This is a genomic window from Pseudahrensia aquimaris (assembly GCF_042676045.1).
Taxonomy (GTDB): Bacteria; Pseudomonadota; Alphaproteobacteria; order Rhizobiales; family Rhizobiaceae; genus Pseudahrensia; species Pseudahrensia aquimaris.
In genome coordinates, this window is sequence record NZ_JBHTJV010000009.1 from 351,915 (window position 1) to 374,999 (window position 23,085).

Annotated in this window: 22 protein-coding genes and 2 tRNA genes; 10 read left to right on the forward strand and 14 right to left on the reverse strand. The window is 53.5% G+C overall.

The features are described 5' to 3' along the window. Positions 1–8 precede the first annotated feature (8 nt). Complete coding sequence (locus tag ACFQ14_RS10485; RefSeq protein WP_377212952.1) at positions 9–920, forward strand: ABC transporter permease; 912 nt, start codon at positions 9–11, stop codon at positions 918–920. Here the strand turns inward: ACFQ14_RS10485 and gyrB are convergent, their stop codons facing one another. Beyond that, a complete protein-coding gene (gyrB, locus tag ACFQ14_RS10490; protein ID WP_377212953.1) occupies positions 921–3,368 on the reverse strand; it encodes a DNA topoisomerase (ATP-hydrolyzing) subunit B in 2,448 nt (815 codons plus the stop codon). A 294-nt stretch (positions 3,369–3,662) separates the two neighbouring features. On the opposite strand from gyrB, the gene ACFQ14_RS10495 reads away from it, so the two are divergent. Next, on the forward strand, positions 3,663–4,088 hold the full coding sequence (locus ACFQ14_RS10495; RefSeq protein ID WP_377212682.1) for a hypothetical protein: 426 nt from the start codon (positions 3,663–3,665) through the stop codon (positions 4,086–4,088). Here ACFQ14_RS10495 and dut read toward each other — a convergent pair. Both dut and aroA read right to left on the reverse strand, forming a co-directional pair. Continuing rightward, the gene (gene dut / locus ACFQ14_RS10500; protein WP_377212683.1) at positions 4,085–4,531 is read right to left on the reverse strand and encodes a dUTP diphosphatase; all 447 of its coding nucleotides are present in this window, start codon (positions 4,529–4,531) and stop codon (positions 4,085–4,087) included. The genes ACFQ14_RS10495 and dut overlap by 4 nt on opposite strands. Further along, a complete protein-coding gene (gene aroA / locus ACFQ14_RS10505; RefSeq protein ID WP_377212684.1) occupies positions 4,531–5,886 on the reverse strand; it encodes a 3-phosphoshikimate 1-carboxyvinyltransferase in 1,356 nt (451 codons plus the stop codon). The genes dut and aroA overlap by 1 nt, the downstream gene beginning before the upstream one ends. 272 nt (positions 5,887–6,158) lie before the next feature. Here aroA and ACFQ14_RS10510 point away from each other — a divergent pair, with 272 nt between their 5' ends. Beyond that, positions 6,159–6,578, forward strand: a complete 420-nt coding sequence (locus tag ACFQ14_RS10510; RefSeq protein ID WP_377212685.1) for a TIGR02300 family protein — start codon at positions 6,159–6,161, stop codon at positions 6,576–6,578. A 147-nt stretch (positions 6,579–6,725) separates the two neighbouring features. Next, a tRNA-Ala gene (locus tag ACFQ14_RS10515) sits at positions 6,726–6,801 on the forward strand. Between the two features lie 244 nt (positions 6,802–7,045). On the opposite strand, the gene ACFQ14_RS10520 is transcribed toward ACFQ14_RS10515, so the two are convergent. The 4 genes from ACFQ14_RS10520 to ACFQ14_RS10535 are packed head-to-tail and all read right to left on the reverse strand — an operon-like array spanning position 7,046 to position 10,633. Further along, positions 7,046–7,594, reverse strand: coding sequence for a hypothetical protein (locus tag ACFQ14_RS10520; protein WP_377212686.1), 549 nt, complete (start codon positions 7,592–7,594; stop codon positions 7,046–7,048). Next, positions 7,591–9,414 (reverse strand): recombinase family protein, encoded by a 1,824-nt coding sequence (locus ACFQ14_RS10525; RefSeq protein WP_377212687.1) that lies wholly within the window; start codon positions 9,412–9,414, stop codon positions 7,591–7,593. The genes ACFQ14_RS10520 and ACFQ14_RS10525 overlap by 4 nt, the downstream gene beginning before the upstream one ends. Continuing rightward, on the reverse strand, positions 9,411–9,983 hold the full coding sequence (locus ACFQ14_RS10530; protein ID WP_377212688.1) for a DUF2924 domain-containing protein: 573 nt from the start codon (positions 9,981–9,983) through the stop codon (positions 9,411–9,413). The genes ACFQ14_RS10525 and ACFQ14_RS10530 overlap by 4 nt, the downstream gene beginning before the upstream one ends. 2 nt (positions 9,984–9,985) lie before the next feature. Then, on the reverse strand, positions 9,986–10,633 hold the full coding sequence (locus ACFQ14_RS10535) for a DUF3489 domain-containing protein (RefSeq protein WP_377212689.1): 648 nt from the start codon (positions 10,631–10,633) through the stop codon (positions 9,986–9,988). A 495-nt stretch (positions 10,634–11,128) separates the two neighbouring features. Here ACFQ14_RS10535 and ACFQ14_RS10540 point away from each other — a divergent pair, with 495 nt between their 5' ends. Both ACFQ14_RS10540 and ACFQ14_RS10545 read left to right on the forward strand, forming a co-directional pair. Then, positions 11,129–11,848 carry a TIR domain-containing protein gene (locus ACFQ14_RS10540; RefSeq protein WP_377212690.1) on the forward strand — a complete coding sequence of 240 codons (720 nt, stop codon included), beginning with the start codon at positions 11,129–11,131 and terminating at the stop codon, positions 11,846–11,848. Positions 11,849–11,950: 102 nt separating this feature from the next. Then, positions 11,951–12,379, forward strand: coding sequence for a hypothetical protein (locus ACFQ14_RS10545; protein WP_377212691.1), 429 nt, complete (start codon positions 11,951–11,953; stop codon positions 12,377–12,379). Between the two features lie 30 nt (positions 12,380–12,409). On the opposite strand, the gene ACFQ14_RS10550 is transcribed toward ACFQ14_RS10545, so the two are convergent. The 3 genes from ACFQ14_RS10550 to ACFQ14_RS10560 all read right to left on the reverse strand — a co-directional run bounded on the left by ACFQ14_RS10550 (position 12,410) and on the right by ACFQ14_RS10560 (position 13,974). After that, positions 12,410–12,500: transfer RNA gene (locus ACFQ14_RS10550), tRNA-OTHER, on the reverse strand. Positions 12,501–12,505: 5 nt separating this feature from the next. Further along, the gene (locus ACFQ14_RS10555) at positions 12,506–12,949 is read right to left on the reverse strand and encodes a hypothetical protein (protein WP_377212692.1); all 444 of its coding nucleotides are present in this window, start codon (positions 12,947–12,949) and stop codon (positions 12,506–12,508) included. A gap of 62 nt (positions 12,950–13,011) precedes the next feature. Continuing rightward, positions 13,012–13,974: an IS1595 family transposase gene (locus tag ACFQ14_RS10560; RefSeq protein WP_377212693.1), complete on the reverse strand. Its 963-nt coding sequence runs from the start codon at positions 13,972–13,974 to the stop codon at positions 13,012–13,014. Positions 13,975–14,080: 106 nt separating this feature from the next. On the opposite strand from ACFQ14_RS10560, the gene ACFQ14_RS10565 reads away from it, so the two are divergent. Further along, positions 14,081–14,311: a DUF6471 domain-containing protein gene (locus tag ACFQ14_RS10565; protein WP_377212694.1), complete on the forward strand. Its 231-nt coding sequence runs from the start codon at positions 14,081–14,083 to the stop codon at positions 14,309–14,311. Positions 14,312–14,341: 30 nt separating this feature from the next. Further along, positions 14,342–15,259 carry a hypothetical protein gene (locus ACFQ14_RS10570; RefSeq protein WP_377212695.1) on the forward strand — a complete coding sequence of 306 codons (918 nt, stop codon included), beginning with the start codon at positions 14,342–14,344 and terminating at the stop codon, positions 15,257–15,259. Between the two features lie 152 nt (positions 15,260–15,411). On the opposite strand, the gene ACFQ14_RS10575 is transcribed toward ACFQ14_RS10570, so the two are convergent. Continuing rightward, entirely contained in the window at positions 15,412–15,678 is a 267-nt protein-coding gene (locus ACFQ14_RS10575; RefSeq protein ID WP_377212696.1) for a hypothetical protein, read from the reverse strand. Between the two features lie 364 nt (positions 15,679–16,042). Beyond that, positions 16,043–17,926, reverse strand: a complete 1,884-nt coding sequence (locus ACFQ14_RS10580; protein ID WP_377212697.1) for an adenylate/guanylate cyclase domain-containing protein — start codon at positions 17,924–17,926, stop codon at positions 16,043–16,045. A 454-nt stretch (positions 17,927–18,380) separates the two neighbouring features. On the opposite strand from ACFQ14_RS10580, the gene ACFQ14_RS10585 reads away from it, so the two are divergent. After that, complete coding sequence (locus tag ACFQ14_RS10585; RefSeq protein ID WP_377212698.1) at positions 18,381–19,772, forward strand: MATE family efflux transporter; 1,392 nt, start codon at positions 18,381–18,383, stop codon at positions 19,770–19,772. Further along, positions 19,769–20,200 (forward strand): glyoxalase superfamily protein, encoded by a 432-nt coding sequence (locus ACFQ14_RS10590; RefSeq protein ID WP_377212699.1) that lies wholly within the window; start codon positions 19,769–19,771, stop codon positions 20,198–20,200. Before ACFQ14_RS10585 ends, ACFQ14_RS10590 begins: the two co-directional genes overlap by 4 nt. Before the next feature lie 265 nt (positions 20,201–20,465). On the opposite strand, the gene ACFQ14_RS10595 is transcribed toward ACFQ14_RS10590, so the two are convergent. Both ACFQ14_RS10595 and ACFQ14_RS10600 read right to left on the reverse strand, forming a co-directional pair. Then, positions 20,466–21,596, reverse strand: a complete 1,131-nt coding sequence (locus tag ACFQ14_RS10595; protein WP_377212700.1) for an ankyrin repeat domain-containing protein — start codon at positions 21,594–21,596, stop codon at positions 20,466–20,468. 573 nt (positions 21,597–22,169) lie between these two features. Then, positions 22,170–23,081, reverse strand: a complete 912-nt coding sequence (locus ACFQ14_RS10600) for a LysR family transcriptional regulator (protein ID WP_377212701.1) — start codon at positions 23,079–23,081, stop codon at positions 22,170–22,172. Between the last annotated feature and the right edge of the window lie 4 nt (positions 23,082–23,085).

Below are 23,085 nucleotides of genomic sequence, written 5' to 3' on the forward strand. Positions count from 1 at the left end.
CCGGCGAAATGGCCCACATGAACGCTGGTGAAGCGCAGCAACAGCACCGTTCGCTGTGGGGCGATGTGTGGCGCCAGTACCGCCGCCACAAAGGCGCAATGGCGGGCACAATCATCTTCCTTGGTATCGTCATTCTCGTCGTCTTTGGCTCTTACATCCACGACCTGGACCCGCAATTCCTCGACATCCGCAACAAGAACCAGGGCATGAGTTGGGCGCATCCCTTCGGCACCGACAATCTGGGGCGGGACATGCTGGCGCAAGTTATAGCGGGTGGCCGCGTTTCGTTGCTGGTTGGTATCGTGGCCATGGCGCTGTCGCTGGTGCTGGGCGCTTTTGTTGGCGTTGTGGCGGGTTATTTCAAAGCCCTCGATGGGCCGCTGATGCGCCTGACGGATCTGTTTCTCGCGCTTCCAATCTTGCCGCTGTTGCTGGTTATCATAATGCTCTTCCGCGACCCCCTGCGGGCAGCTTTCGGGCCGGAAACGGGGATTTTTATTCTCATTGTGTTCATCATTGGCATCACAAGCTGGATGCAGACGGCACGGATTGTGCGTGGTGAAGTGCTGGCGCTGAAAGAGCGGGAATTCGTTTTGGCGGCCCACTCCATAGGCACCAATTCCCGCCGCATCGTGCAGCGTCACATCCTGCCCAATGTGCTCTCACCCATTATGGTATCGGCTACGCTTGGCATCGCTAACGCCATCATCACCGAAAGTGCGCTGTCGTTTCTCGGCCTCGGCTTTCCATCGGATTATCCCACATGGGGCCGTCTGTTGTTTGATGGCAAAGACTTCCTGCAGATCACGCCGACCCGCGTGCTGTGGCCCGGCCTTGCCATTTCGCTGACAGTGCTCAGCGTCAACTACATGGGCGATGGTCTGCGCGACGCACTTGACCCCCGCTCGCGGGAGCGGTGATCAGAAGTCGAGATTGGCTACGTTGAGTGCGTTGTCCTGAATAAACTCTCGCCGCGGCTCGACTTCTTCGCCCATCAGGCGCGAGAACAGATCGTCTGCCTTGGTCGCCTCGTGAACTTTAACCTGCAAGAAGGTGCGCGCTTCCGGGTCCAGCGTGGTTTCCCACAATTGCTCGGCATTCATCTCGCCCAAGCCTTTATAGCGTTGCAGCGTGATGCCCTTTTGACCGGCTGCGAACACTGCCGTGAGCAGATCACGTGGGCCAAAGACAGGCGTGTTAAGATCGCGACGGATAAGAGCCGCAGGGCGGGCGTAGACCTCTTGCATGTGAGCGGCGAAACCATCGAGCGCACGAGCATCGGCAGAACCGATCAATGCTTGGTCGATGCGGTGAACTTCCTGCACGCCACGCACGGTGCGGGTGAAGACCATCGACCAGTCATGCGTCGCGTTTTCGTTGGATCCGTCTTCAATCCGGCCTTCCCAGCCTTTCTCCGTTTCTTCGGAGATCGCATCCAAGCGTGCTGCAACATATTGCGCCGCCTGTTCCGCATCATTGCGATTGGAAAGCAATTCGGCATTGAGCGCACCGGCGATTGCCACCTGCTCCACCACGCCACGGTCGTAGCGCGTGTGCAGACCGTTAAGCAGCCCGCGCACGGAAAGTGCTTTGTTGACCGTGTCGCGCAAATCGGCGCCCACCATCACTTCGCCCGTGCCTGTTTGAAGGCTGGCGTCATCGAGGCCGCCTTCGATGAGATAATTCTCCATCTCGCTCTCGTCTTTGAGATATTGCGAGGACTTGCCGCGCTTCACCAGATAGAGCGGGGGTTGCGCAATATACAGATAACCGCGCTCAATGATTTCAGGCATCTGGCGGAAAAAGAAAGTGAGCAGAAGCGTGCGAATATGCGCACCGTCCACGTCCGCATCCGTCATGATGATGATCTTGTGGTAGCGCAGTTTCTCGATGTTAAACTCTTCGCGGCCAATGCCCGTGCCAAGCGCGGTGATGAGCGTGCCGATCTGGTCGGACGATAACATCTTGTCGAAGCGCGCCCGCTCCACATTCAGCACTTTGCCGCGCAGAGGCAGGATAGCCTGGTTCTTGCGCGAACGGCCCTGTTTGGCCGAACCACCAGCAGAATCACCCTCGACGATGTAGAGTTCGGAAAGCGCCGGGTCTTTCTCTTGGCAATCGGCCAGTTTGCCGGGCAGGGAGGCGATATCGAGCACGCCTTTGCGGCGTGTCAACTCTCGCGCCTTGCGGGCAGCTTCACGGGCAGAGGCAGCTTCCACCACTTTGGCAACAACTGTCTTCGCATCGGCCGGGTTTTCCTCAAACCACTCCTTCAACGTTTCGTTGACGAGGCTTTCAACCACTGGCCGTACTTCGGAAGAAACCAGTTTGTCCTTTGTCTGCGACGAGAATTTCGGATCGGGCACCTTAACCGAAAGCACGCAGGTCAGACCCTCCCGGCAATCATCACCGGTGAGAGAGACTTTCTCTTTCTTCATCATGCCGGAAGCGTCCGCATAGCCTGTCACCTGACGGGTCAACGCTCCACGGAAACCGGCCAGATGGGTGCCGCCATCGCGCTGCGGGATGTTGTTGGTGAAGCACAGGACGTTCTCGTTGTAGGAATCGTTCCACCAAAGCGCCAGTTCGACCGTGATGCCGTCTTTCTCCGACTTCAGGTAGATCGGTGTATCGATCAGCGCACTTTTGGCCCGGTCGAGATAACGGACAAATTCCTTCAGCCCGCCTTCGTAATACAACTCGGTCGATTTCTCTTCCGTGCCGCGTTTGTCGGCCAGCAGGATACGTGTGCCGGAGTTCAGGAAAGCCAATTCGCGCAGGCGGTGCTCCAGCCGGTCGAAATCGAATTTCACCATCGTGAACGTGTCCGACGACGGCATGAAAGTAACTTCCGTACCGGTATAATCACCAGCATCGCCAAGCACTTTCAACGGCGCATCAGACACACCATGTGTGAAGTTGATTTCGTGCCATTTGCCGTTGCGCGCAATTTTCAATTGAAGCGATACCGAAAGCGCGTTCACCACCGACACGCCCACACCGTGCAGACCGCCGGAAACCTTGTAGGAATTCTGGTCGAACTTACCGCCCGCATGAAGCTGGGTCATGATGACCTCGGCGGCCGACATGTTTTCTTCCGTATGCATATCGACAGGGATGCCGCGACCGTTGTCCGTCACTGTCACCGAGCCATTGGCGTTGATCGTGACAGTCACGCGGTCGGCATGGCCGGCCAATACTTCGTCGATGCCGTTGTCAACGACCTCATAGACCATGTGGTGCAGACCGGATCCATCATCGGTATCACCGATATACATGCCGGGGCGTTTGCGCACTGCATCGAGGCCTTTAAGCACCTTGATCGAATCAGCGCCGTATTCCTCAGGGGCCGAAGGGTCCTGTGGCATGTTGTCGTCTGGTTCGATTGGCTTGTCGCTCACGGTGCAACCTCTGGTTTGTCGGAAGGCCAGCCTTGAAAAGGCAAGCGGGACGAAGCTGCCGAATCGCCGCTCCAAATCCCAACAAATATAGTGTGTTACCCACCCAATTCCAAATTATTGACGGGATAATTGTCAGCTTATTATGCGGACGAATTTATCTGAAATAGATGCCGTATACACATGGAATAACTTTAACGTAATTCTTCAAAGTTCTTGAGAATTTTTGTACTAAGAAGCGGGGAACATCTTAGGGGTAGTCTTATGTCGCCGAAACTATCAGCCACGGTGCTGAAACTTGCATCTTGGAGTGTAATTGCCTTCGCGTTGCTGCTGGGCACCGCTTCTTATGCTGCCATTGATGCCCCTGCACAATTCGTGCTGGACCTGCTCGATTGGCCATTGGACGGCAACCATGCAGACATCAGCCGCGACATGCGCTGGATGGCTTCTGTGGTTTCCGGCTTGCTGGTGCTGCTGGGCACGATGATGATCTGGATTGTCGCGCCGCAGGTAGGGGCCGGAAACAAGCCCGTTGCCCGTGTCGCCTTCTGGGGCGTTGCGGCTTGGGCGGTAATTGACTGCGTCGGTTCCTATGCAGCCGGCGTTGGCTCAAATTCGCTCTGGAACATGGCATTTGCCATGCCGTTCCTGGCATCACTGGGATTGATGAATCCGAATAAGGCCTAAAGTCCCGTCGACCCAAAGCCTCCCGAGCCCCGTTCGGTGGGTGGCAGTTCGCTGACTTCTTCAACGGTAACTTTGGTCACCGGTGCCACCACCAATTGCGCTATCCTCATGCCGCGTTCAACGATAAAATCCTCATCGCCCAAATTCACCAGCGGCACATGCACTTCGCCGCGATAATCTTCATCAATCGTGCCCGGCGCGTTCAGCACTGTGATCCCAAACTTCACGGCTAACCCGGAGCGGGGCCGCACTTGGCCCTCATGGCCAACAGGAAGCGCAATCGCGATGCCCGTGGGAACAAGCGCCTGTTTGCCCGGTTTCAGAACCAGCGGCCCTGTGACGGCGGCACGCAGGTCCATACCAGCCGCACCACCGGTTTCATAAGACGGGAGTGCCAGCCCTTCGCTGTGCGGCAAGCGCAGGATTTGCAGCGGATCAGCCATCAGCCTTCAAAGTGCGCGCCAAGCGCAGTCATGAGATCACGGAATTCGGGGAAGGACGTTGCGATCATGGTTGTGTCGTCAACATGAACCGCATTTTTAGCCGCCATGCCCATTACCAGAAACGCCATTGCGATGCGGTGGTCGAGATGGGTTTCCACGGTGCCACCGCCTGTAACACCACCACCCCGCACGGTCAGCTCGTTTTCGCCCTCGGTGCAGTCCACACCATTGGCTTCCAATCCTCGTGCGGTGACGGCCAGTCGGTCGCATTCCTTCACCCGCAACTCTTCCAGACCCAGCATGTGCGTATCGCCTTCTGCAAAGGCGCTGGCGACGGCAAGCACGGGGTATTCGTCAATCATCGAAGGTGCGCGATCGGCGGGCACCGTCACGCCGCGCAAACGGCTGGTGCGAACCCGGATATCGCCAATATCCTCGCCACCGGATTGGCGTCTGTTGCTGATTGTCAGATTGGCACCCATTTCCACCAGCGTATCAAACAAGCCGGTGCGAGTGGGGTTCAGAAGCACGTTTTTCACCGTGACATCAGAGTCGGGAACGATAAGCCCTGCAACGATTGCAAAACTGGCAGACGATGGGTCTCCTGGCACAATGACATTCTGTGCGGTCAGGTCTGTCTGACCCGTAATCGTAATGTGACGCGCCCCGTCTTCGTCGGTCTCGATTTCCAGTTCTGCTCCGAAACCAACAAGCATTTTCTCGGTATGGTCGCGCGTCATGACCGGCTCAATCACGGTCGTCTTGCCCGCAATGTTTAGCCCCGCCAACAGCAAAGCTGATTTAACCTGAGCGGAGGCTACTGGCACACGATAGGTGAACGGAATTGCCAGAGGAGCGCCCTGAACGGTGAGCGGCAGCATGTCTTCGCCCTGTGAGCCTTCAAGCGGTGTCACCTGAAGCCCGCATTCGCGCAGGGGCTTCAAAACACGGCCCATGGGGCGTGATGAAAGCGATGGGTCGCCCACAATTGTTACGGGAAAATCGTAGGGCGCAACGAGGCCCATGGTCAGCCGCGAACCGGTGCCCGCATTGCCGAAATCGAGCGGCGCTGTCGGCTCCAGCAGCGAGCCGTTGCCCACACCATCAACCAGCCACGCATCGCCTTGCTTCTCGATTGTTGCCCCCAAAGCACGCATCGCGCTTGCGGTTGCCATAACGTCGTCGGATTCCAGCAGACCCGTGACGCTTGTACGGCCATCAGCGACGGCGCCCAGAATAAGCGAGCGGTGGGATATGGATTTGTCGCCCGGCACGGAAATGGTGCCTGAAAGCGAAGATACAGGTTGAGCGGTCAGCGGTGCCAGCGTGTGGGCCGCATGAGGATGGGAAGCCATGATTTTCTATATTCGGGAAAGAATGAGGGTCTCACTCGGTAGTCCCAGTCTAGCGCCGAGGTGCGCGGCTGTCACCTGTACAAACCCTATTGCAACCAAGGGTGTGGCATCTCGGTCGCAAATGCCCTTTGACACCGCCAGAACACAAGGCTAGATCATCCCGCCAAAGCGGCGCACCGAAGCACGTAGTGTTTTGCCTGCCGCTCCCCGATTTTCGACCCCGCACTGGCATTTCGCCTGTGTTTTCGGTCCCCACACGATGAGGCACTCAATTGGCCAAACCTGAACTCGGCGAAAAGCGCCTTTGCCTGGAATGCGGCACAAAATACTACGACCTGAACAAAGATCCGATCATCTGCCCGAAATGCAGCGCGGTCTTCGTCATGACTGCCCATGAGGCGGAGAAAGCCAAGCCGGAAAAAGAGGCAGAGCCCGAAGCGGTCAAAGAAGATGAAGACGAGATTGATGATGATGATGGCCCAGAAATCATCAGCCTCGACGATGCTGAGGACGATGATGGCGATACGGTCGACGGCGACGACGATGATGATATCCCTGCCGATATTCCCGATGTTGAAATCGAAGGTGACGACGATGACGAGGAAGAAGGCCCGTTTCTTGAAGATGATGACGATGACAAAGACAGTCTCGAAGACATCATTCCTGTGCGTGGCGGCGACGACGACAGCTAAGAGCGTCTAACGTATTTTCTGCTGCCCGCGCGGCGGAATTGTCTTGTCATGAGCGGCTTCCTTTCGTAAGAAGCCGCTCGCTGGACGTAAGCGTTCAGCATCCCACATGGCGGATCACCCGCCAGACCGCTGCCAGCGTTACGGCACGGGGCTATAGCTCAGTTGGGAGAGCGCTTGCATGGCATGCAAGAGGTCGTCGGTTCGATTCCGTCTAGCTCCACCATTTTTCCGTCAGTTTGCTCCCGCTTCTGTAGTTTCCATAATTGAACCGACCATTCAGCAGCTTACGGGATCTCTGCAAGGTTCTTGGCTGTTTGATCGTCTTGGACATGCGGAACACGGCGTTTGGTCCTGCTCTTATCTCTGCATCGGTTCGGCGAGTGCCATGGTTTGAGGGCTTGTCTTCTAGAGAGACCGGTTTGATGGCACTGGAATGCGCGCATGGCTTTTGTTGGATTGGGAGGCTTTTATTTTGTCTGACGCCGGCGAGGTATTTGCCGGATTGGTTTTGGCCAGCGAACCCATATAGGTTCTTTGGCCATTAGCAGAACATCAAGTTGATCTTGCATTCCATTGATGAACTTGCGAAGGGGATGTTTGGCGAGTGGATCGATCAGATAACTGTCACGATACTTGCATTCTTCAAGCGCACCGATGATGCCAATCATATAGCCGTGCATATAGTCGGTTGGTCTGCCCGTCATGTCGTGATGCCTTTGGGCTGCGGCTGCGAATGTTGGATCGGACGCTGCTGCGACGAGGATTGCAAGAACTGGCTCCATACGCGTGAGGTAGCGGTTCGGCGGCGACTTTCGAAGCGCGATTGACTGTTCTTCAGGACTGAGAAGTTGGAAGTGGAAGCACCATGAGCCGAAGCGACCAACCATGTCCGCGGTGCAGTGGAAGTTGGCTAGCGACCCGCCATAGGTTTCTTCCCGTGCAGCTGCGTGAAGCGCTGTGACAATGGCTCGACACCCATCACGAAAGCCACGCTGATATTCTGGAATACGCGTCATGTTGAAAGCCCTACAAGATGTCGTTGGGCCTGCCAATCGGACGGCATGGACCTAGCCAGTTCAGTGGCGCTGATTGATGCGTCGAGTTTGCCCTGAATGACCGCTTGAACAATATCGGGGGCGAGCCAAGCGAGGTTAAGCCCTAGCCGGAGCCCCCGAACAGAGCACCGCTCCCGACTGGCCAGTTCGCTTATTGTCCGAACGTCTCCGTGCAAAATGATTTGATAGTGTCGGTGCGCCGTTGCGATAGCTTGCAGGAGACGGTCATTGGCCCGTCGTTGTCTATCGGCAGACTTCTGCGCTTTGATCTCACCGGCGCTGGCAGCAGGAGATCGAACATCGCGATGAACCCGACGTTGCCAATCTATGGGGACATGCAAGAGACGGCGGCTGGGTGGAGTTGGCTGGGAATGAAGTCTTAGGTCTTCTTCCTGACGCTCAGTTCCGCGCTCGCTTGGCTGAACCCCTGTGGACTGTAGTCCAGTTCCATCCTCGGCCTGCTCGGCATTCTCATGTTCACATCCTTCGATAAAGGTGAGCGTTGCACCAGCAGCGGTTACTTCAATGCGCTCGACGCTTTCCAACAGCTGCACGTCTGACAGATTGGCTGTAAGAGGCGATCTAAGAGCGACTAGCAGAGCGCGTTCTAACTTGTTGGCTGAGATACGCCGTGGGCCTTTTGCTAGGGATCGATCAGAAGAGCCACCGCTTTCCTTTCCAGCGGAACTCAATGGCGCGGTGGAGAGATAGTAGCGATAGCGCACGCCCTTCTTGTTTGTATGGGTCGGCGACATGACATGCCCGTCAACATCGAACAGACGACCGGTCAGCAATCTTCCCGCGATAGGTTCTTGGGCCATTCCATTCGATCCAGCTCGCCCTCTGCGCTTGCGATTGCCTCCTGTTGCGCTGTCCAATTGCCGTTGGGCGGCTTTGAACTGCGATTCTTCCACAATCCCGCCTTGCCCGCCCTCATACACCTCATCCTTATGCCGAATCTTTCCGATGTACACCGGATTGCGCAGCAGGGCGCAGATACCCGCTGGAGAGAATGAATGGCCCCCCATCGGCCCCGCATTCTTGCGGGAGCGCTTGCGGGTTGTAATGCCAGCTTCATCTAGTTCGGCTTTGGTTTTTACCACGGACGAGGTTCTCAAATAGGTCTCAAACACCCTTCGAACGATCTTCGCTTCCGCTTCATCGATAACAAGGCGTTTATTCTGAGCCCGATAGCCAAGTGGTACGGGGCCGCCCATCCAGATGCCCTTCTTCTTGGATGCTGCAATCTTGTCTCGAATGCGCTCCGCGGTGACCTCTCGCTCAAACTGGGCAAAGGACAGCAGCACGTTGAGCGTTAGGCGCCCCATGCTGGATGTGGTGTTGAGCGCTTGGGTAATGGAGACGAACGACACACCATGCCGATCCATCACATCAACGATGCGCGCAAAGTCTGCTAAGGAACGCGTGAGACGATCCACCTTGTAAACCACGATGACATCGATCTGGCCGTCTTCGATTGCGGCCAGCATGCGCAGCAGGCCTGGGCGCTCCATATTACCGCCTGACAACCCTCCATCATCGTAGTGGTGGTCACGATCACGCAGCAGCCTCCAGCCCTCGTGACGCTGTGATTGAATGTAGGCCTCACAAGCTTCCCGCTGGGCATGCAGCGAGTTGAAGTCCTGCTCCAGACCCTCCTCGGATGATTTGCGTGTGTAGATTATACAGCGCTTGTAGCTTTGGAGTGCGGAGTCGTCAGCTGTACCGGTTCCTTGCACTGTGTGTGGACCGGTCTGTCCAATCTTCTTCCGTGTACTCATGATCCTGTCGCCTTTCGGTCCACACCGAAGAAACGAAGACCATTCCAGCGCGTTCCGGTAATGGCACGTGCGACGGCCGACAGCGATCTGTAGGTTTGCCCGGACCACAGGAAGCCATCTGCAGTCGTCATCACAATGTGAACTCGCCCCTTCCATTCGCGATGGAACTCTGTGCCGATTGCAAAGGATCGTTTGTGGCGCGCTTTACCGCTTGGCGGGTGTGTGAGCGCTTCGCCCAGTAAAGTGCTGTCCGAGCGCGTTCGTTCTTTCGACACCGTTCCAGGCACATTAGCTTTAGCAACTGAGGCCAGGTGACGCTTTTGCTGTAGTGTGAGTCCGCCGGATGCTTTGCACTGCTCCTCGTACTGCAAGGCTGCAGTAAGGAGCAAGCCGGTAAGGGCAGACGGAACACCAACACCCGTGGCGTGGAACCATCGCTGCTCAACAGACATTGGTTCAGGTGTAACTGCTGTTGAAATGATGTCGTCATCAGGCGCGGTGTCCTCCGCACTATCGCTAGTCACAATACCGGCGGTCAGCAGTGCTTCGTTGTCGATCAAAGAAGCCATCGTCATGCTCCTTCGCACACACGATAGATCCGCTCTCCGTCATCCGACTTGATGCTGCTAACCTCGAAGCCCAGTTTTTTGTAAATCGTTCCTGATAGAAAGCCGCGCACCGAATGCGCCTGCCAGTCTGTAACCCCCTGCATTTCCGCCAGCGTTGCTCCGCCCTCGCGCTGCAATAGTGCAAGGACAGCAGCTCCCTTGCTGCCTGCCCTGAGGGTGGCGGGTTTTGTTGGCGAGTGTTCGTCTTTCAGCAGGACAGCATCAAGGGCTTCTGAGTTGGCCTTGGTCCTACCCTGCAACCGCTCCGGCCACTCGCTCTCATCAATGTGAAGAGCCGAGAAGGTGACAGCTGTGAGACGCAAACTGAAGAGATCATCAATGCTACCCTCCACCAGTCCTTTAGCGATAAAGCCCTCGATCATGCGGCGATCATTCAATGTTGAACCGAAGGCGCCATCTGGAACTTGCTGTCCCACAATGGATTGATCGTATCGTTCAATCAGAACGCCATCGTCTCGTTGACTGGCGCGAACCAGTACTAATTGCTGCGCTTCAGACAGCCTCACTGCTCTTGGGGCAGCAGTTGACCTAATTTTTTTGGTGCTTCCCTTGGAATAAGGGGAAGGTGATTGGTGCGTCTTTGTCATCATTCGAACCTCTGGTCAGTGCGCTACGCACAATACGCAGCGTTGCACTGACCAAAGGCTCGTCATTAGAATACGAGCCCATCAACCGCATCAAAACACGCGGCCTGACATACACATGAATGCTTGCAATCGCGGCGAAGTCCAGTCTCGGTGGAGGAGAAGTTCGCCCAAAGATCTAACGCACGCATTGGATGTTCAAAATCAACGCGACATGGGGGCGAAACAATTGGTTGCCATAGTTTCTATGCACACCAAAGGCGCAAAACATGGTAATTAGCATTCCGTCAAATGCGGAAGCTTCGTGTTAACGGCGACGCAGTTAGTACATCAGACTGACAGCTGTTGGGGGGAAGCGGTCGTTAGCCCATAGTTGGTGAATCGGCTCGGCCGCTCGAAAACGGACGTTGGATTCTGTTGCAAGTTCACTTCATCGGTTTCATTTATCGTGCCATTTCTAGTATGAACTTGGCATTATCAAATGTTGTTGGGACATACAAAGTGAAACCAAAACTCTTCATTGGCTCGTCGGCTGAACAGCTGGATATCGCTTATGCGGTTCAGGAAAATCTGGAACACGATGTTGAAGCGACAGTTTGGACCCAAGGTATTTTTGAATTGTCCAAAACCACGATAGAATCTCTAGTTGATGCCATTGAAGAAACTGATTTTGGTTTGTTTATTTTTGCTCCGGATGATGTCTCAATGATCAGATCGGACGAGATGGCGACAGTGAGAGACAATGTAATATTTGAATTAGGATTGTTCATTGGGCGGTTGGGCAGAGAACGCGCCTTCATAATTACACCAAGCAATTCTTCCGACCTTCGTATGCCGACGGACCTGTTGGGAATAACACCAGCCAACTATCAACCAGACCGAACGGATGGAAATCTGGTCGCCGCGCTAGGACCTGCATGCAATCGCGTTCAACGCTCAGTTAGAAAGTTTGGAAAGAAATCACCGAGCGAAGCTGGCACCAATACAGATATAGACGAAAAGACCGGGTTAATCGAGGACGACAACGATTGCATATCTCTTATTGAAAGCATGATGGGGGCACGCCCGTCAGGGGAAAACACCAGGGCAATCAAATATGCTGAAGTAGATCAAAAATTGGGTCTCGTTCCGGGTTCCGCTCGCAAGCATATAGAAGCCGCGGCGCTTCGTTGGAATTATCGACCCAGACGGAAAGGAAAAGACACAATTACGTTTGAATGACGAAGAGTTCCGATGGCTGCTTCTTGATCTCTTTCGGCCTTATGTATCAAAGGTAACAAGTTTCCGACTGCATGAGAATCCCGATTGCGATAAAATCGGTGAATGACACAAAGCACTGACACCCACTTAGTTTCCGGCCTTATCCGTAAGCGTGGCGAGATAGCAGGCCAGCATAAAGCCGCTGTAAAGGCCGCTGACGCAATCAAAGGCGATCTGGACGCATTGGACCGCGCACTAGCCATATGCGGCTATAAGGGCGACCCACGCGGAATAGAGCCACGCGGCAAATACAAGACGATGTTCGTTCGGAATGAGTTGAAGCTAATGATTATGGGCCGCTTGAAAGAAAGCCCCGCCGATGATCGGGCTATTGCCGACCACATCATTCAGACAAAGGGGTGGGAAGCCGATGGCGAGTTTAGGCTGGAGATACTCAAACGGGTTCGCCATGCGCTCCAGCGGCTTAAAAATACGGATAGGGTTGTGTCAGACTTTGGGCCGGATGGGGCGCTGTGGAAACGAGTTGTTTGACAACCCATTCTGTTTGATTCATATAAAGTTTGGACGAAACGCCGGATTCGAACCGGACTTTAGCGAGAAGCCTCTCACAGCCTTCAGAACTCGCTACGTGCTTCCATTACACTACATTTCGAAAACCTATTGTTTACTCTCGGCTTGCTCCAAATCGTTGAAGAACGATGGCTCAAGCCGCCACCCCTTTGCTCTTTGAACCTCAAATCCACCAGCATTTGACAAATGCGCGCTAAGATTTGAGTTGGGGTTTCTACCACCAATTTTTATTCCATTAGCTAGCAGATAGTCATGGATGTCTGACAGCCTCATCCAAGCATTACCGTTTGCTCTAAAAAGCAACGAAACTTCATGGGCTATTTTAGCCCCCTTTTTCTGTGATTTTTCAGGATCGGCATCATCTAAAAGATCGTCAACCTGCGCATCAAGCCCATAGGTCTTTATCAAGTCTGCAAGTTTCTGATGCTTTGGCGCAAGCGTTTGAATAATCTCTTGAGCTTCAGATATTTTCAATGCCAGCTGCCGAAATTCTGTGATCATTTTTTCCTCAAAATCGTTCGAATCAGTCATGCAAAAATTCCTCTTGTAGTGAGTTACTATCCCGCTCACAAGATTTTGTAAAGATCACAAATTTATTTTTGGCGTTGCCAATAACCTTTCCAGTTCCGGCTAACCGATGACTTCATCGCATTGCCAACGGCACGTGCTGCGAGTTCACCGTTGCTTTCAAAACGGTGGTCTTCGAGCCAAGCAGCTTGGTTTGCATACTGATAGAGATATTGTGGTGACACATGGTGGTGCTGGCCTTGAACCATGCGGCGCAGGCGGCTGAAGAAGCTTTCCACCATGTTCGTGTGCTTGCCGTGGTCGCTGTAAACGCGGCTGTGGTTCACGCGGTTAACTTCCCAACCATCATGCAGCAAATCCCAATGTGAGGCTTCATCAGCGGCCATAGTGGCGTTGCGGGATACGTTGTCGATTGCCAGCGCCACGCCTTCGCTTTCGTTCATGGTCACGAATGGGAGTGTGCGGCCCATACGCTCACGCAGGGCGACAACAACGCGGCGCTTGCCTGATTGGTTTTTGGCAAGGCGACGATCAACGCGGTCCTCTTTCCAGTTGTGAGGCCGAACGTGGCCGCCGTGATATTGACCATCGATTTCCACAACGCCGTCCAGTTCCTCACCAGTGTGAACGTCCATTGCCATTGCTTCGCGTAGCTTGTGAGCCAACACGAAAGCGGTCTTATACTGGCAGTCCAGATCACGGGAAAGCTGGACGCTGGAAATGCCCTTAGCGCCGTTCACTACAAGCGTGATAGCCGCCAGCAAATCGGTGAAGTCCATTTTGCGAGAAGCAAAGATGGTGCCTGATGTGATGCTGTATTGGTGGTGGCAAGCGGCGCACTTGAAGCGGTTGCGGCTTGGCACGTCATACGAACGCTCACAGTCACACTTAGGGCAAACAGGCTCGCCATCGGTCTCCGGCCAACGCAGCTTGCGGAACATGGCTTTAGCCTTTTCCTCACCGCCCTTGTAAATCTCTTTCAGGCTAAGGGTGCGGGAAGCTGCTGAAAGTCTGAAATGCTGTGCCATGTTATAATCACTATCGGTTATGTTCTTACACATATATAGCGATAGACTTACACACTTGCAAGAGGTATATAACCAAAAGTGGTTATTTTTATCAACAGGTGCGAATATGGCAAAAGTCGAAAATCAGAACGAATGGGCAATCAAAGCCAAAAACATTTTGAAGGCCGAATTAAAGAGAAAGGGCATTGGTTACAGAGATTTAGCTGTAAAACTAACAGAAATGGGAACAGAGATTGGTGAGCAAGGCGTTGCCAATAAGATCAGCCGTGGCGGCTTTTCAGCTTCGTTTATGATTCAATGCTTTGAAGCGATTGGCGAAAAGGAAATCCGCATATAGGCTTCTTCCTTTTACTAGGGGGATGGCTTTATGAGCGACGAAGTCGACGACGGTTCATTACTTACGGCCATATTCTTCTTTTCAATCATATTTTTTATGGCGAGCCTTCCTCTGATTTCAAATTATTCCGGCGAAAAGCGCTATAGTGAATATGCAGAGATATGTTCCGCTGACGGTGAGAAACGCCTTGCGCTCGTGGAGGCCCTTCCCGGCTACAAAGGTTCCACTAAAAAGAAGGATTACAAAAAAAATGAACCTGATTGGTGTGATCTGGCAGCCCAAGAGAGCGTAGCTTATTTTACCTGGTGGACCGCTATATCCGCATGGGCCGTAACGGGACTTACTTTGATTGGTGTGATTTATCTCGCCAAGACCCTTCGGGCGACTAGAGAAACTTTGAGTCAGGCCGCAAAAGCTTCCAATGCTGCTAATCGAACCAACGATATAATGCGTGATGAACAGCGTCCTTGGCTCGTAATAGAGAGCAAACTTCATGGTTTCCTTCAAGCAACTGAAGTGAATGTACTTGACTACGATCTGAAAGTTGAATGGGGAATGAGAGTAGATGTTGCGAACAAGGGGAAGTCGGGCGCTTTTCACTACTCCATTCACACCAAAATCATGTGCCTTGATAATTGGTTTAACGCTAGAACCCACGTTAGCGAATTTGTTGAAAATTGCGGGAGCGGCAGGCGAGTTAGAAAAACTGGCATAGTCTTCCCAAATGAGAAAGGCGGGTTGCGACCGCTGAAAAGATCTGAATTTGTCGCAAAAGAGTCCCCAAACTCCAAATATTTTGCCGTTTTTGTTGCCGTAAAGTACACGGATGCTTCGGGTAAACTTAGCGGCATTGACGTTCAAACTTTTTTTCAGCAGCAAACCGGCCCCAGCATAGGGCCTTGGATGCAAGAGTTTCGACAAGACCCCGATATGCGAGTAACAAAGTAGACCAATAATCGCCATAACCGCACACCACGCGGCCCTGCGCCTCACGACCTAAATCCAGTTCCAAGGCTTGTTACCTTTGATACATAAGGCCGATCTCTTTTCAAATTCGGCTGGCTCCATCGAATGTCGGCAAGGGGCCGCGATTGCCTCGCCTACTGTTTGAATGGGATGACGTTTGACCCGCCATTGGCAAATACAACGGCTCCTTCTGCGCGAATGGTCTGAAGCGCCTCTTCGAACGCGGCTCGGTCGTCTTCGAAAAGATCATCCCAAACAATTGACGTTCCATCTTCAATTACAACTTCCAATGACCAGCCATCGCCACCTTCGAGTTTGTAGATATTTACTTTGAGTTGTACCCCATCCTCAACGATACGCCGTGAGGCGCTTGATATGACAAGATTGGGTTCGAGTTCCATCTGAATACCTCGTTGGCCGCCCACAGCTTTATAATTCCCTAAACGACGCGGCAAATGTCCGCAATGCGGATGCTGCTAAGCAGCACTTGTGACGCTTTGGACTGGCAAGTTTCAGAACGGAGTTGCCAAGCGCGCCCTGTCCGATTGGGTCATGCCAAGGTCTGCATGGAGCCCAATCGAGACTTTCACCTCGTGTCGCGATTTGGATTGGTGGATGGAATCTTCGTCAGGGGATATGATCCAAAAGGGACATCAGTTTGGATTGGTGTAAGTCGAATTATCGAACTATGCAGACGCCAATGACGTATTCAACTTGAAGCCAAACACTGAACCAAGGCGCTTGGTTTTAGAACTACCTTGTCGATCAGTTTTCAGGAATTCCCGCCTGTACGAGCGCATTTACGTATTTTTCGACAAACGCCTGATTTTTATATGTCGACCGTGCCATACGGGCGAATGCTCCGGTTATACCGGGATAGATTTTCTGCAGGTCGAGTGCCCGCGCCCTGGCTTCATTCATATCCCCATCGAACACCGCCGCCGCCACCAATATCCCAGCTGCATTCGGTTTGGCCCGCACATCCTGAATATCAGTTGCTAAGACCTCTTGGGCCAGCTTTCTTGCCTCAGTGTTGCGTCCAAGCTCCAGCCTGGCGAAGTTGATCGGGGCCGGTAACCACTCGGGATAATCCGGCTCCAGCCGCATTCCGCGCTCCATATGTTCGAGTCCCTCCAGCGTCTGTCCAGACATCGCCTTGACCATCCCGCCGAGAGCATTCGAGTCAGCGCTGCCAGGTGAAAGCAGAATTGCCTTGTCAGCCAGTTTTATGGCTTCTTCAAATTTCCGCGCGCCCTGCGCCAGTACCGCTCCAAGTGTGTAACCTTCTCCAAATTCCTCGATTTCTAGCGCCCGATTTGAAAACTCTGTGGCTTTGGCCCAGTCTCCCGGAATATCGGCACTAATCCCAATAGTTACCTTCTGCCAATATATGAAGCCCATCAGGAAGTTTGCAAACGCCCGATTCGGCTCCATTCGATAGAGCTTGCCCCATAACCGTTCAGCATTGGCATGGCCTTCGGGGCTGAATTTCTGGAACTCCGCACGGCCGTTGATCACTTGGACGTAGTTATTGAAACCACCGACCATTTCAATCCAACTGCGTGTGCCCTCACCAACCGTAAGTGACACCGAGAGTTCCTCAAAGACTTTGTGTGAAATCTCGTCCTGCAGCACGATAAGATCGTCCGGCGAACTGTCCTGTTGGATCGACCAAATCTGCTTACCTTTGACTGCGTCAGCCAGTTCAGAAGTCACGCGCAGCTTGTCGCCAACCTTCAGCACACTCCCGCTGAGGATGTACCGTACGCCGAGCTTCCGCGCGACCTGCGCTGCGCTGACGTCGCGATCCTTGAAACTCGACATAGTTGAGTAGGCGATCGACACCATGTCTGGCGACAGCGATAGGGTGGAAATGATGCTTTCGGTGATACCGTCGGCCAGCCAGTCCTGCGATCCAGCATTGCCGCGCATTTCGAATGGCAGCACTGCAATCGATGGTTTTTGAGGTAATTCGAGCGCCATTTGAGTCGGATCGACAGGCGAGAAATCAGGTTGGTTTATCCACCACCAACTGCCAGCGCCTATGATCAGTAAAATTAATGCCGAAGCAACTGATCGTATTGGTGGTGCTGACCGTGATTTTGTCTTTCCCAAAACGTTACCTGCCTGATCAGGATCGGTAAGAACACGATAAGCACGGACTGGTGCTCCGATATTCTTGACCTGAACATCCCCAAGGGCTTCGTAACCAACGTCAACGGTCGATTTCAAATGATCATAAGCCGTGCCGGAAATACATACTCCACCGGGTTCTGCAAGCTGTTCCAGTCTCGCTGCAATATTGACGCCATCGCCAAAAATATCATCGTTCTCGATAACTATGTCACCAAGATTGATGCCTATGCGATATTGAATACGTTGGTCAGGAAGGTCACTTTCCCCTCTAACCACCATAGCACGTTGGATTACAACCGCACATTGAACAGCTTGAACAACACTAGGGAACTCAACCAGAACTCCGTCGCCCATTTCTTTAACAATGCGTCCGCGAAATTCTGTAAATGCGGGATCAATAAGTTCGCTGCGAAGAACTTTTTGACGCTTAAGAACACCAATCTCATCGGCTTCCATCAACCGACTATACCCAACCATGTCTGCTGCTAAAATGGCACTTAGGCGACGTTCCATCAATTCCCCCTATAGGTGAACTTATAACACCAATCATATAATTCAAATGAGAGAAATAAATTCAGTTGCACGCAGGTTCAGGCGCTAAGGCTGATGGCGCGAATTAGACAAGCGCAATATTATAGAACGGTGCTTTGTCCGCGTTGCGGTCATCCGAAGAATCTGAATTTACGAAAAGGCAGAAGTGTCCAAAAGTCTGGTTACGGCCCAATGTGCCGAATTTCCGCATCGCGGCGAATGGCAGCTTTACAAAACGGGTATTCGCAAGCCCGCTTGACGTCAGGATTTATTCGGACTAGCGGTGAGGAAGGTTGTAGACACCTGCCTCTCGCTGACTTTTGTCTTGGTGAAGTTCTGTGACTATAAGTCTCTATCTACTTCTTTCCGCATATCGCGCGGATGGTAATGCGAGTTCCGTCTCAAACTGCGCGATTTGGCAAGAGAGATATGGGACATGTCCGACACCCCTACAAATTCATTCACTGATGGGCCGCTTGGCTTCATCTATCTAAAAACAGCGTTGCCGATCATTTTTGTGATGGGGATAAGCGGCCTATTGTCTGTCGCAGATGCGCTGTTCCTTGGCATTTATGTCGGTCCCGAGGCGCTCGCGGCAGTCACGCTGATGTTTCCAGTTTACATGTTGATAGTCGCGCTTTCGACGCTGGTGTCAAACGGCATGTCCAGCTTGCTTGCGCGATTTCTAGGTGCCGGAAACATGGACAGCGCACGTGCCGTCTTTGCCGGAGCGCATGGGCTGGCGATTGTATTGGGCGGCGGTCTGATCGCGATGTTCCTTTTGCTGGGACGACAAATGACCTTGCTGGCTGCGGGCGGCTCTGACGAACTGGCGCAGATGGGGCTGATCTATTTACAGATTACGGTGTTCTTCTCGCCACTTTTGTTCGTCTTGTCGGTCAACTCTGACGCGTTGCGCAACGAGGGCCGGGTCGGCTTCATGGCCGCGATGAGCCTGCTGGTGTCGCTTGCAAATATCGCGTTCAACTATGTGCTGATAGCGCTACTCGATATGGGCGTGGCAGGGTCTGCATATGGCACAGCCGCAGCACAGGCGCTGGCGTTCGCGATCATTTTAGCTTTTCGTTTAAACGGTAAGACATCGCTACGGCCATCGACGCTGCGGCATCATTCCGTGCGGCGGTACTGGGGGCAGATACTTGCCTTGGGTGCGCCACAAAGCCTGAATTTCATTGGCCTCGCGCTTGGGTCGGCGGCGATTATCACAGCACTTCAATGGGTTGGCAGCTCCAATTACGCCGATACCGTGTCTGCCTACGGAATCATCACGCGGGTCATTACTTTTGCATTTCTGCCGCTATTGGGTCTGTCCTTCGCCATGCAAACGATCACTGGCAACAACTATGGCGCGGAGCTTTGGCATAGGTCGGACGCGAGCTTACGGTTATCGCTTTGGATTGCATTCATCTATTGCGCGGTGGTGCAGGTCGTTGTGATAAGTATGCTCAGCCAAATCGCAGGTGCATTTGTTGACGATGCTGCGGTCATTGCAGAAGTTGGCCGCATCTTGCCCGTCATGACTAGTGTGTTTTTTTTGGTCGGACCCCTGATGATGGTCGCCACATACTTCCAAGCCATCGGGTCGGCGATGAAGGCAGCAATCTTGGGCCTGACCAAGGGATATATCTTTGCAATCCCGTTGACGTTCCTGTTGCCGATCTGGCTGGGAGAAATTGGTGTCTGGTATGCGGGTCCAATCGCCGAGGTCATGTTGCTGATCTTAACGGCAAGTGTGCTTTGGCAAATCGCCAAGGGCAAGCGTCTCAAGTGGGGACTCTTTCATATTGAAAAGGGTGAAAGCGCATGACTACGCAATTGCCATCAGCCTTTAAGGCAAAGGAGCAAGCCAAACGTTTGAGGGCCAAAATGACCGAGGAGGGCACGTCTATTGGTCATGCAAAATCACTTGAGCTTATCGCTAATCAACATGGATTTAGGGATTGGAACACAATGTTTGCAGCTATTGGAAACGGCCCTCCCAATGGTTGGGCAATTGGTGACAAGGTAAGCGGAACGTATCTATCTCAACCTTTCAGCGCGAGTGTGGTTGCTGTTGCTATCCTTAAGCCAGGGTGGTTCCGGTTGGAGCTGCATCTGGATCAGGCCGTTGATGTGGTCACATCGACGGGCTTTTCAAACTTCCGCTCGCGTGTGCGCGGTGTCGTAGGTCCCAAAGGGTATTCCGTGGAACGGACTAGTGACGGGCAAGCGCAGCTTCAAATTGATCACTTGTAGGGTTGAAGCCGACCAATTAAACTCAAAGCAAACCTTTAATTGGTTATGGTTGATGGCAGCTTAGTCCGCATCCCGGTCATCCAGCATGCCGAAGTGTTATCCGAGCTGAATGGCGGCTTCGATGAGACTGGTTGCTAATTTGGGATTTAGCTCCAAGGTCGGCAATGGGCCGCGAGTGACAATCACTGCGCGTAGTCAAATTCAGCAGCTCAACGGCAGCATCGAGCCGATTCAAACCACTGCTGAGCTTGTAACGAAGATCTGCTTAAGATTGAGACTTGAGGAAATCCACGATCCTTTCGTGCTTTAGATATTTCGCCCAGCCCAAGGGCGTCATTTGGTGGTGAATGTCCTCCATGCTCAGGTTAGCGCCACCTTCTGCAAGGGCAACAACGGTTGCAAATTGATTACTGGCGACGGCAGAGTGCAGCGGAGTGCAGTGACTGTGGCCACCTGGCGGGTTGTACCGATTGGGGTCGGCACCAGCAGAGATCAGTCTCGCTACGATCTCAGCCAGATTTGTGTTGGCAGCCAGAGAAAGCGCCATTTGCAGGGAATCCTGATGCGCGTCTTTCACAAGTCGCTCAACGATCTCTCGTTCTCCGAGGGTCGCAGCGGTCGGCAAATCAAGTGGCGCGCCGCATTCGATCAGCGTCCGAGCCGCCTCGAATTCGCAGTGTCCGAGGGCACTTTGCATACCGGCGGCAGGATCAGCACCATAGCTGCAAAGGAGTTTGAGTAGAGGGGTCTGGATACCGCATTCCCGACAAAGACTCCCCGAAGCCGTCAGCAACAAGGTTTCGTTCAGGGTCTCATGGTTGTCCTTCGCGCCAGCCTCCAATAGAATTTCAGCGATCACGAGCGCATTCGCGGGCAGGCTGTCCTGTCGGGTTGGGTTCTGCGGCAAGAACTCCAGCAGTGTCGGGTTTAGGAAGTAATTCCCGCCTTCAAATATTGCCCTCTCATGCACAAGCCCGGGATTGCGCGCCAAGTGGTGCGCCAGACGCTGTTCATCACCACTATCCATAAGGGTCAACGCTTGCTTGAAGGGGCCGTCAGGTAAACGATCCCTTTGCGAAAGTCGCAGTGTTTCGTACTGCTTTTCAGAGACGACAACCTTCAGGCGCGGCCAGCTTGAATATCCATACTCTCGCGCGATTGAAAGCTGGGCGTCGCTCAGGACAAACCTGCGCGCGGGCATGTCGGCGTCGGGCACACCGGAAAACCTTGGATGAAATTCCCGCACCCGTTGGAAGGCCCCCATTTGACCCGCGCGAAAATCGCGCAAAAGAACCTTGGTCTGATTTTTTAGATGGTCGAGATTGGCGGAGTCGGGGAGCCATTTGGTCGGCATGGAACTTTCCCTTTCATCGGCGGCACCTGCATCGTTCGCCAAAGGTCAGTTCATCTGACAGATCAAAACTTCGGAGTGGACACTGTCCTTTCCGCAGGTTGGAAGCGCCTCCAGACGCGCACTCAACTTATCAAAGCCGCACCAACTGCACAATTCTCAATCAGAAAGGCGCGGACGTTCGTTTCCACAACATCGATGGCCGCAAGTCCGCACTCCCGACCTTGGCGACTTGAATTCACCTTCCCGCATGAATGGCTGCTTTAGCGAAACTGATCGGTAAATTCTGACCTTGCTCGAACGGCGGCAATGGGCCGCGAGCGCCAATGGCCGGCAAAGAGGTTTCGCGGGCGCGGATGTCTCTTCTGAGCCCTTAGCTACCAAAATTGCACGTGTCGCAGATTGGATCGCATGGAGATTTGTCGGCTGCTGAGGTTGAGCTGACAGCGGACGCTGCGGTGCAAATGGTGAACTTCGGAAAGCAGACTTTTGGATTGTATCATTCAGAGCAATTGGCTTTCGAGCTATGCCGGAAGGCGCCAACACCGTTTCGCTTCGTGTAAAGGGCTAGGGGAGAAAATTTTGCATCTACTAACGCATGTGCTCACGAAGTCTGTTTCAAACCATCTGCTGTAGACGCTCAGCCTGATGGGATAGGATATCAAGAAAAGCTGCCACCGCTGGGACGGAGGCCCGGCGCGGGGGCATGGCGGCGTGAATTTCGATTGTTGGGCCAAGCCAACCGGGCATGGCTCTGACCAGAGCGCCAGCGTTGGCGAGGGGCTCGCCGTAGACTTGGGGAATGAGCGCAACGCCCGAACCGGCATTTAGAATTCCGATGGCAACCGTGGGGTCACCCACGCGCACCAAAGGTTTTGATGAGAGAATTTTTTCTCGGCCGTCCGGATGTTCAATTTTCCATATTTCGGGCACCTGATCGATCGCAATCACGATGCGGCCGAGCGTCTCCACGGAATCGGGGTCATTGAGATCAACCTCTGCTGCGCGGGAACGAAATGTGTAGAGCGCAAACCGAGAAGCAATGAGCTCGCGGCTGGCCAAATAGGCTTCCGGCGGTTTCCCGATGCGAAGCACCAGATCAAGATCTTCCGCTAAGGGATCAGGCCCGCGGCTGCTGACCCGAAGGGTGGTTTCCACTTTCGGATAGAGCCGCGCCATTTCAGCCACGGCAGGCGCTACAAGTTGCTGACCGGACAAGGCGCTGCAAGCGATCTTGAGTTCACCTTGAGGCGTTCCCTTCGCTGAGCGAATGGCCTCTTCTGCATCACGGACAACCGAAAGAGCCTGTTTCGCTACCGGGAGCAAGACTTTGCCCGTCTCTGTAGGAACCATGCCCTTTTGCGTCCGGTCGAAGAGAGGCCCACCGACCAGACCTTCCAACTTGGAAACCGCCCGCGATAGAACCGATTTGGATATGTCGAACCTTTTGGCAGCGGCATTCATTGATCCGGCCTCGGCGACCAAAGCCAACAAACGCAAATCGTCAACACTGAAGTCGCGTGCAGCCACTGAC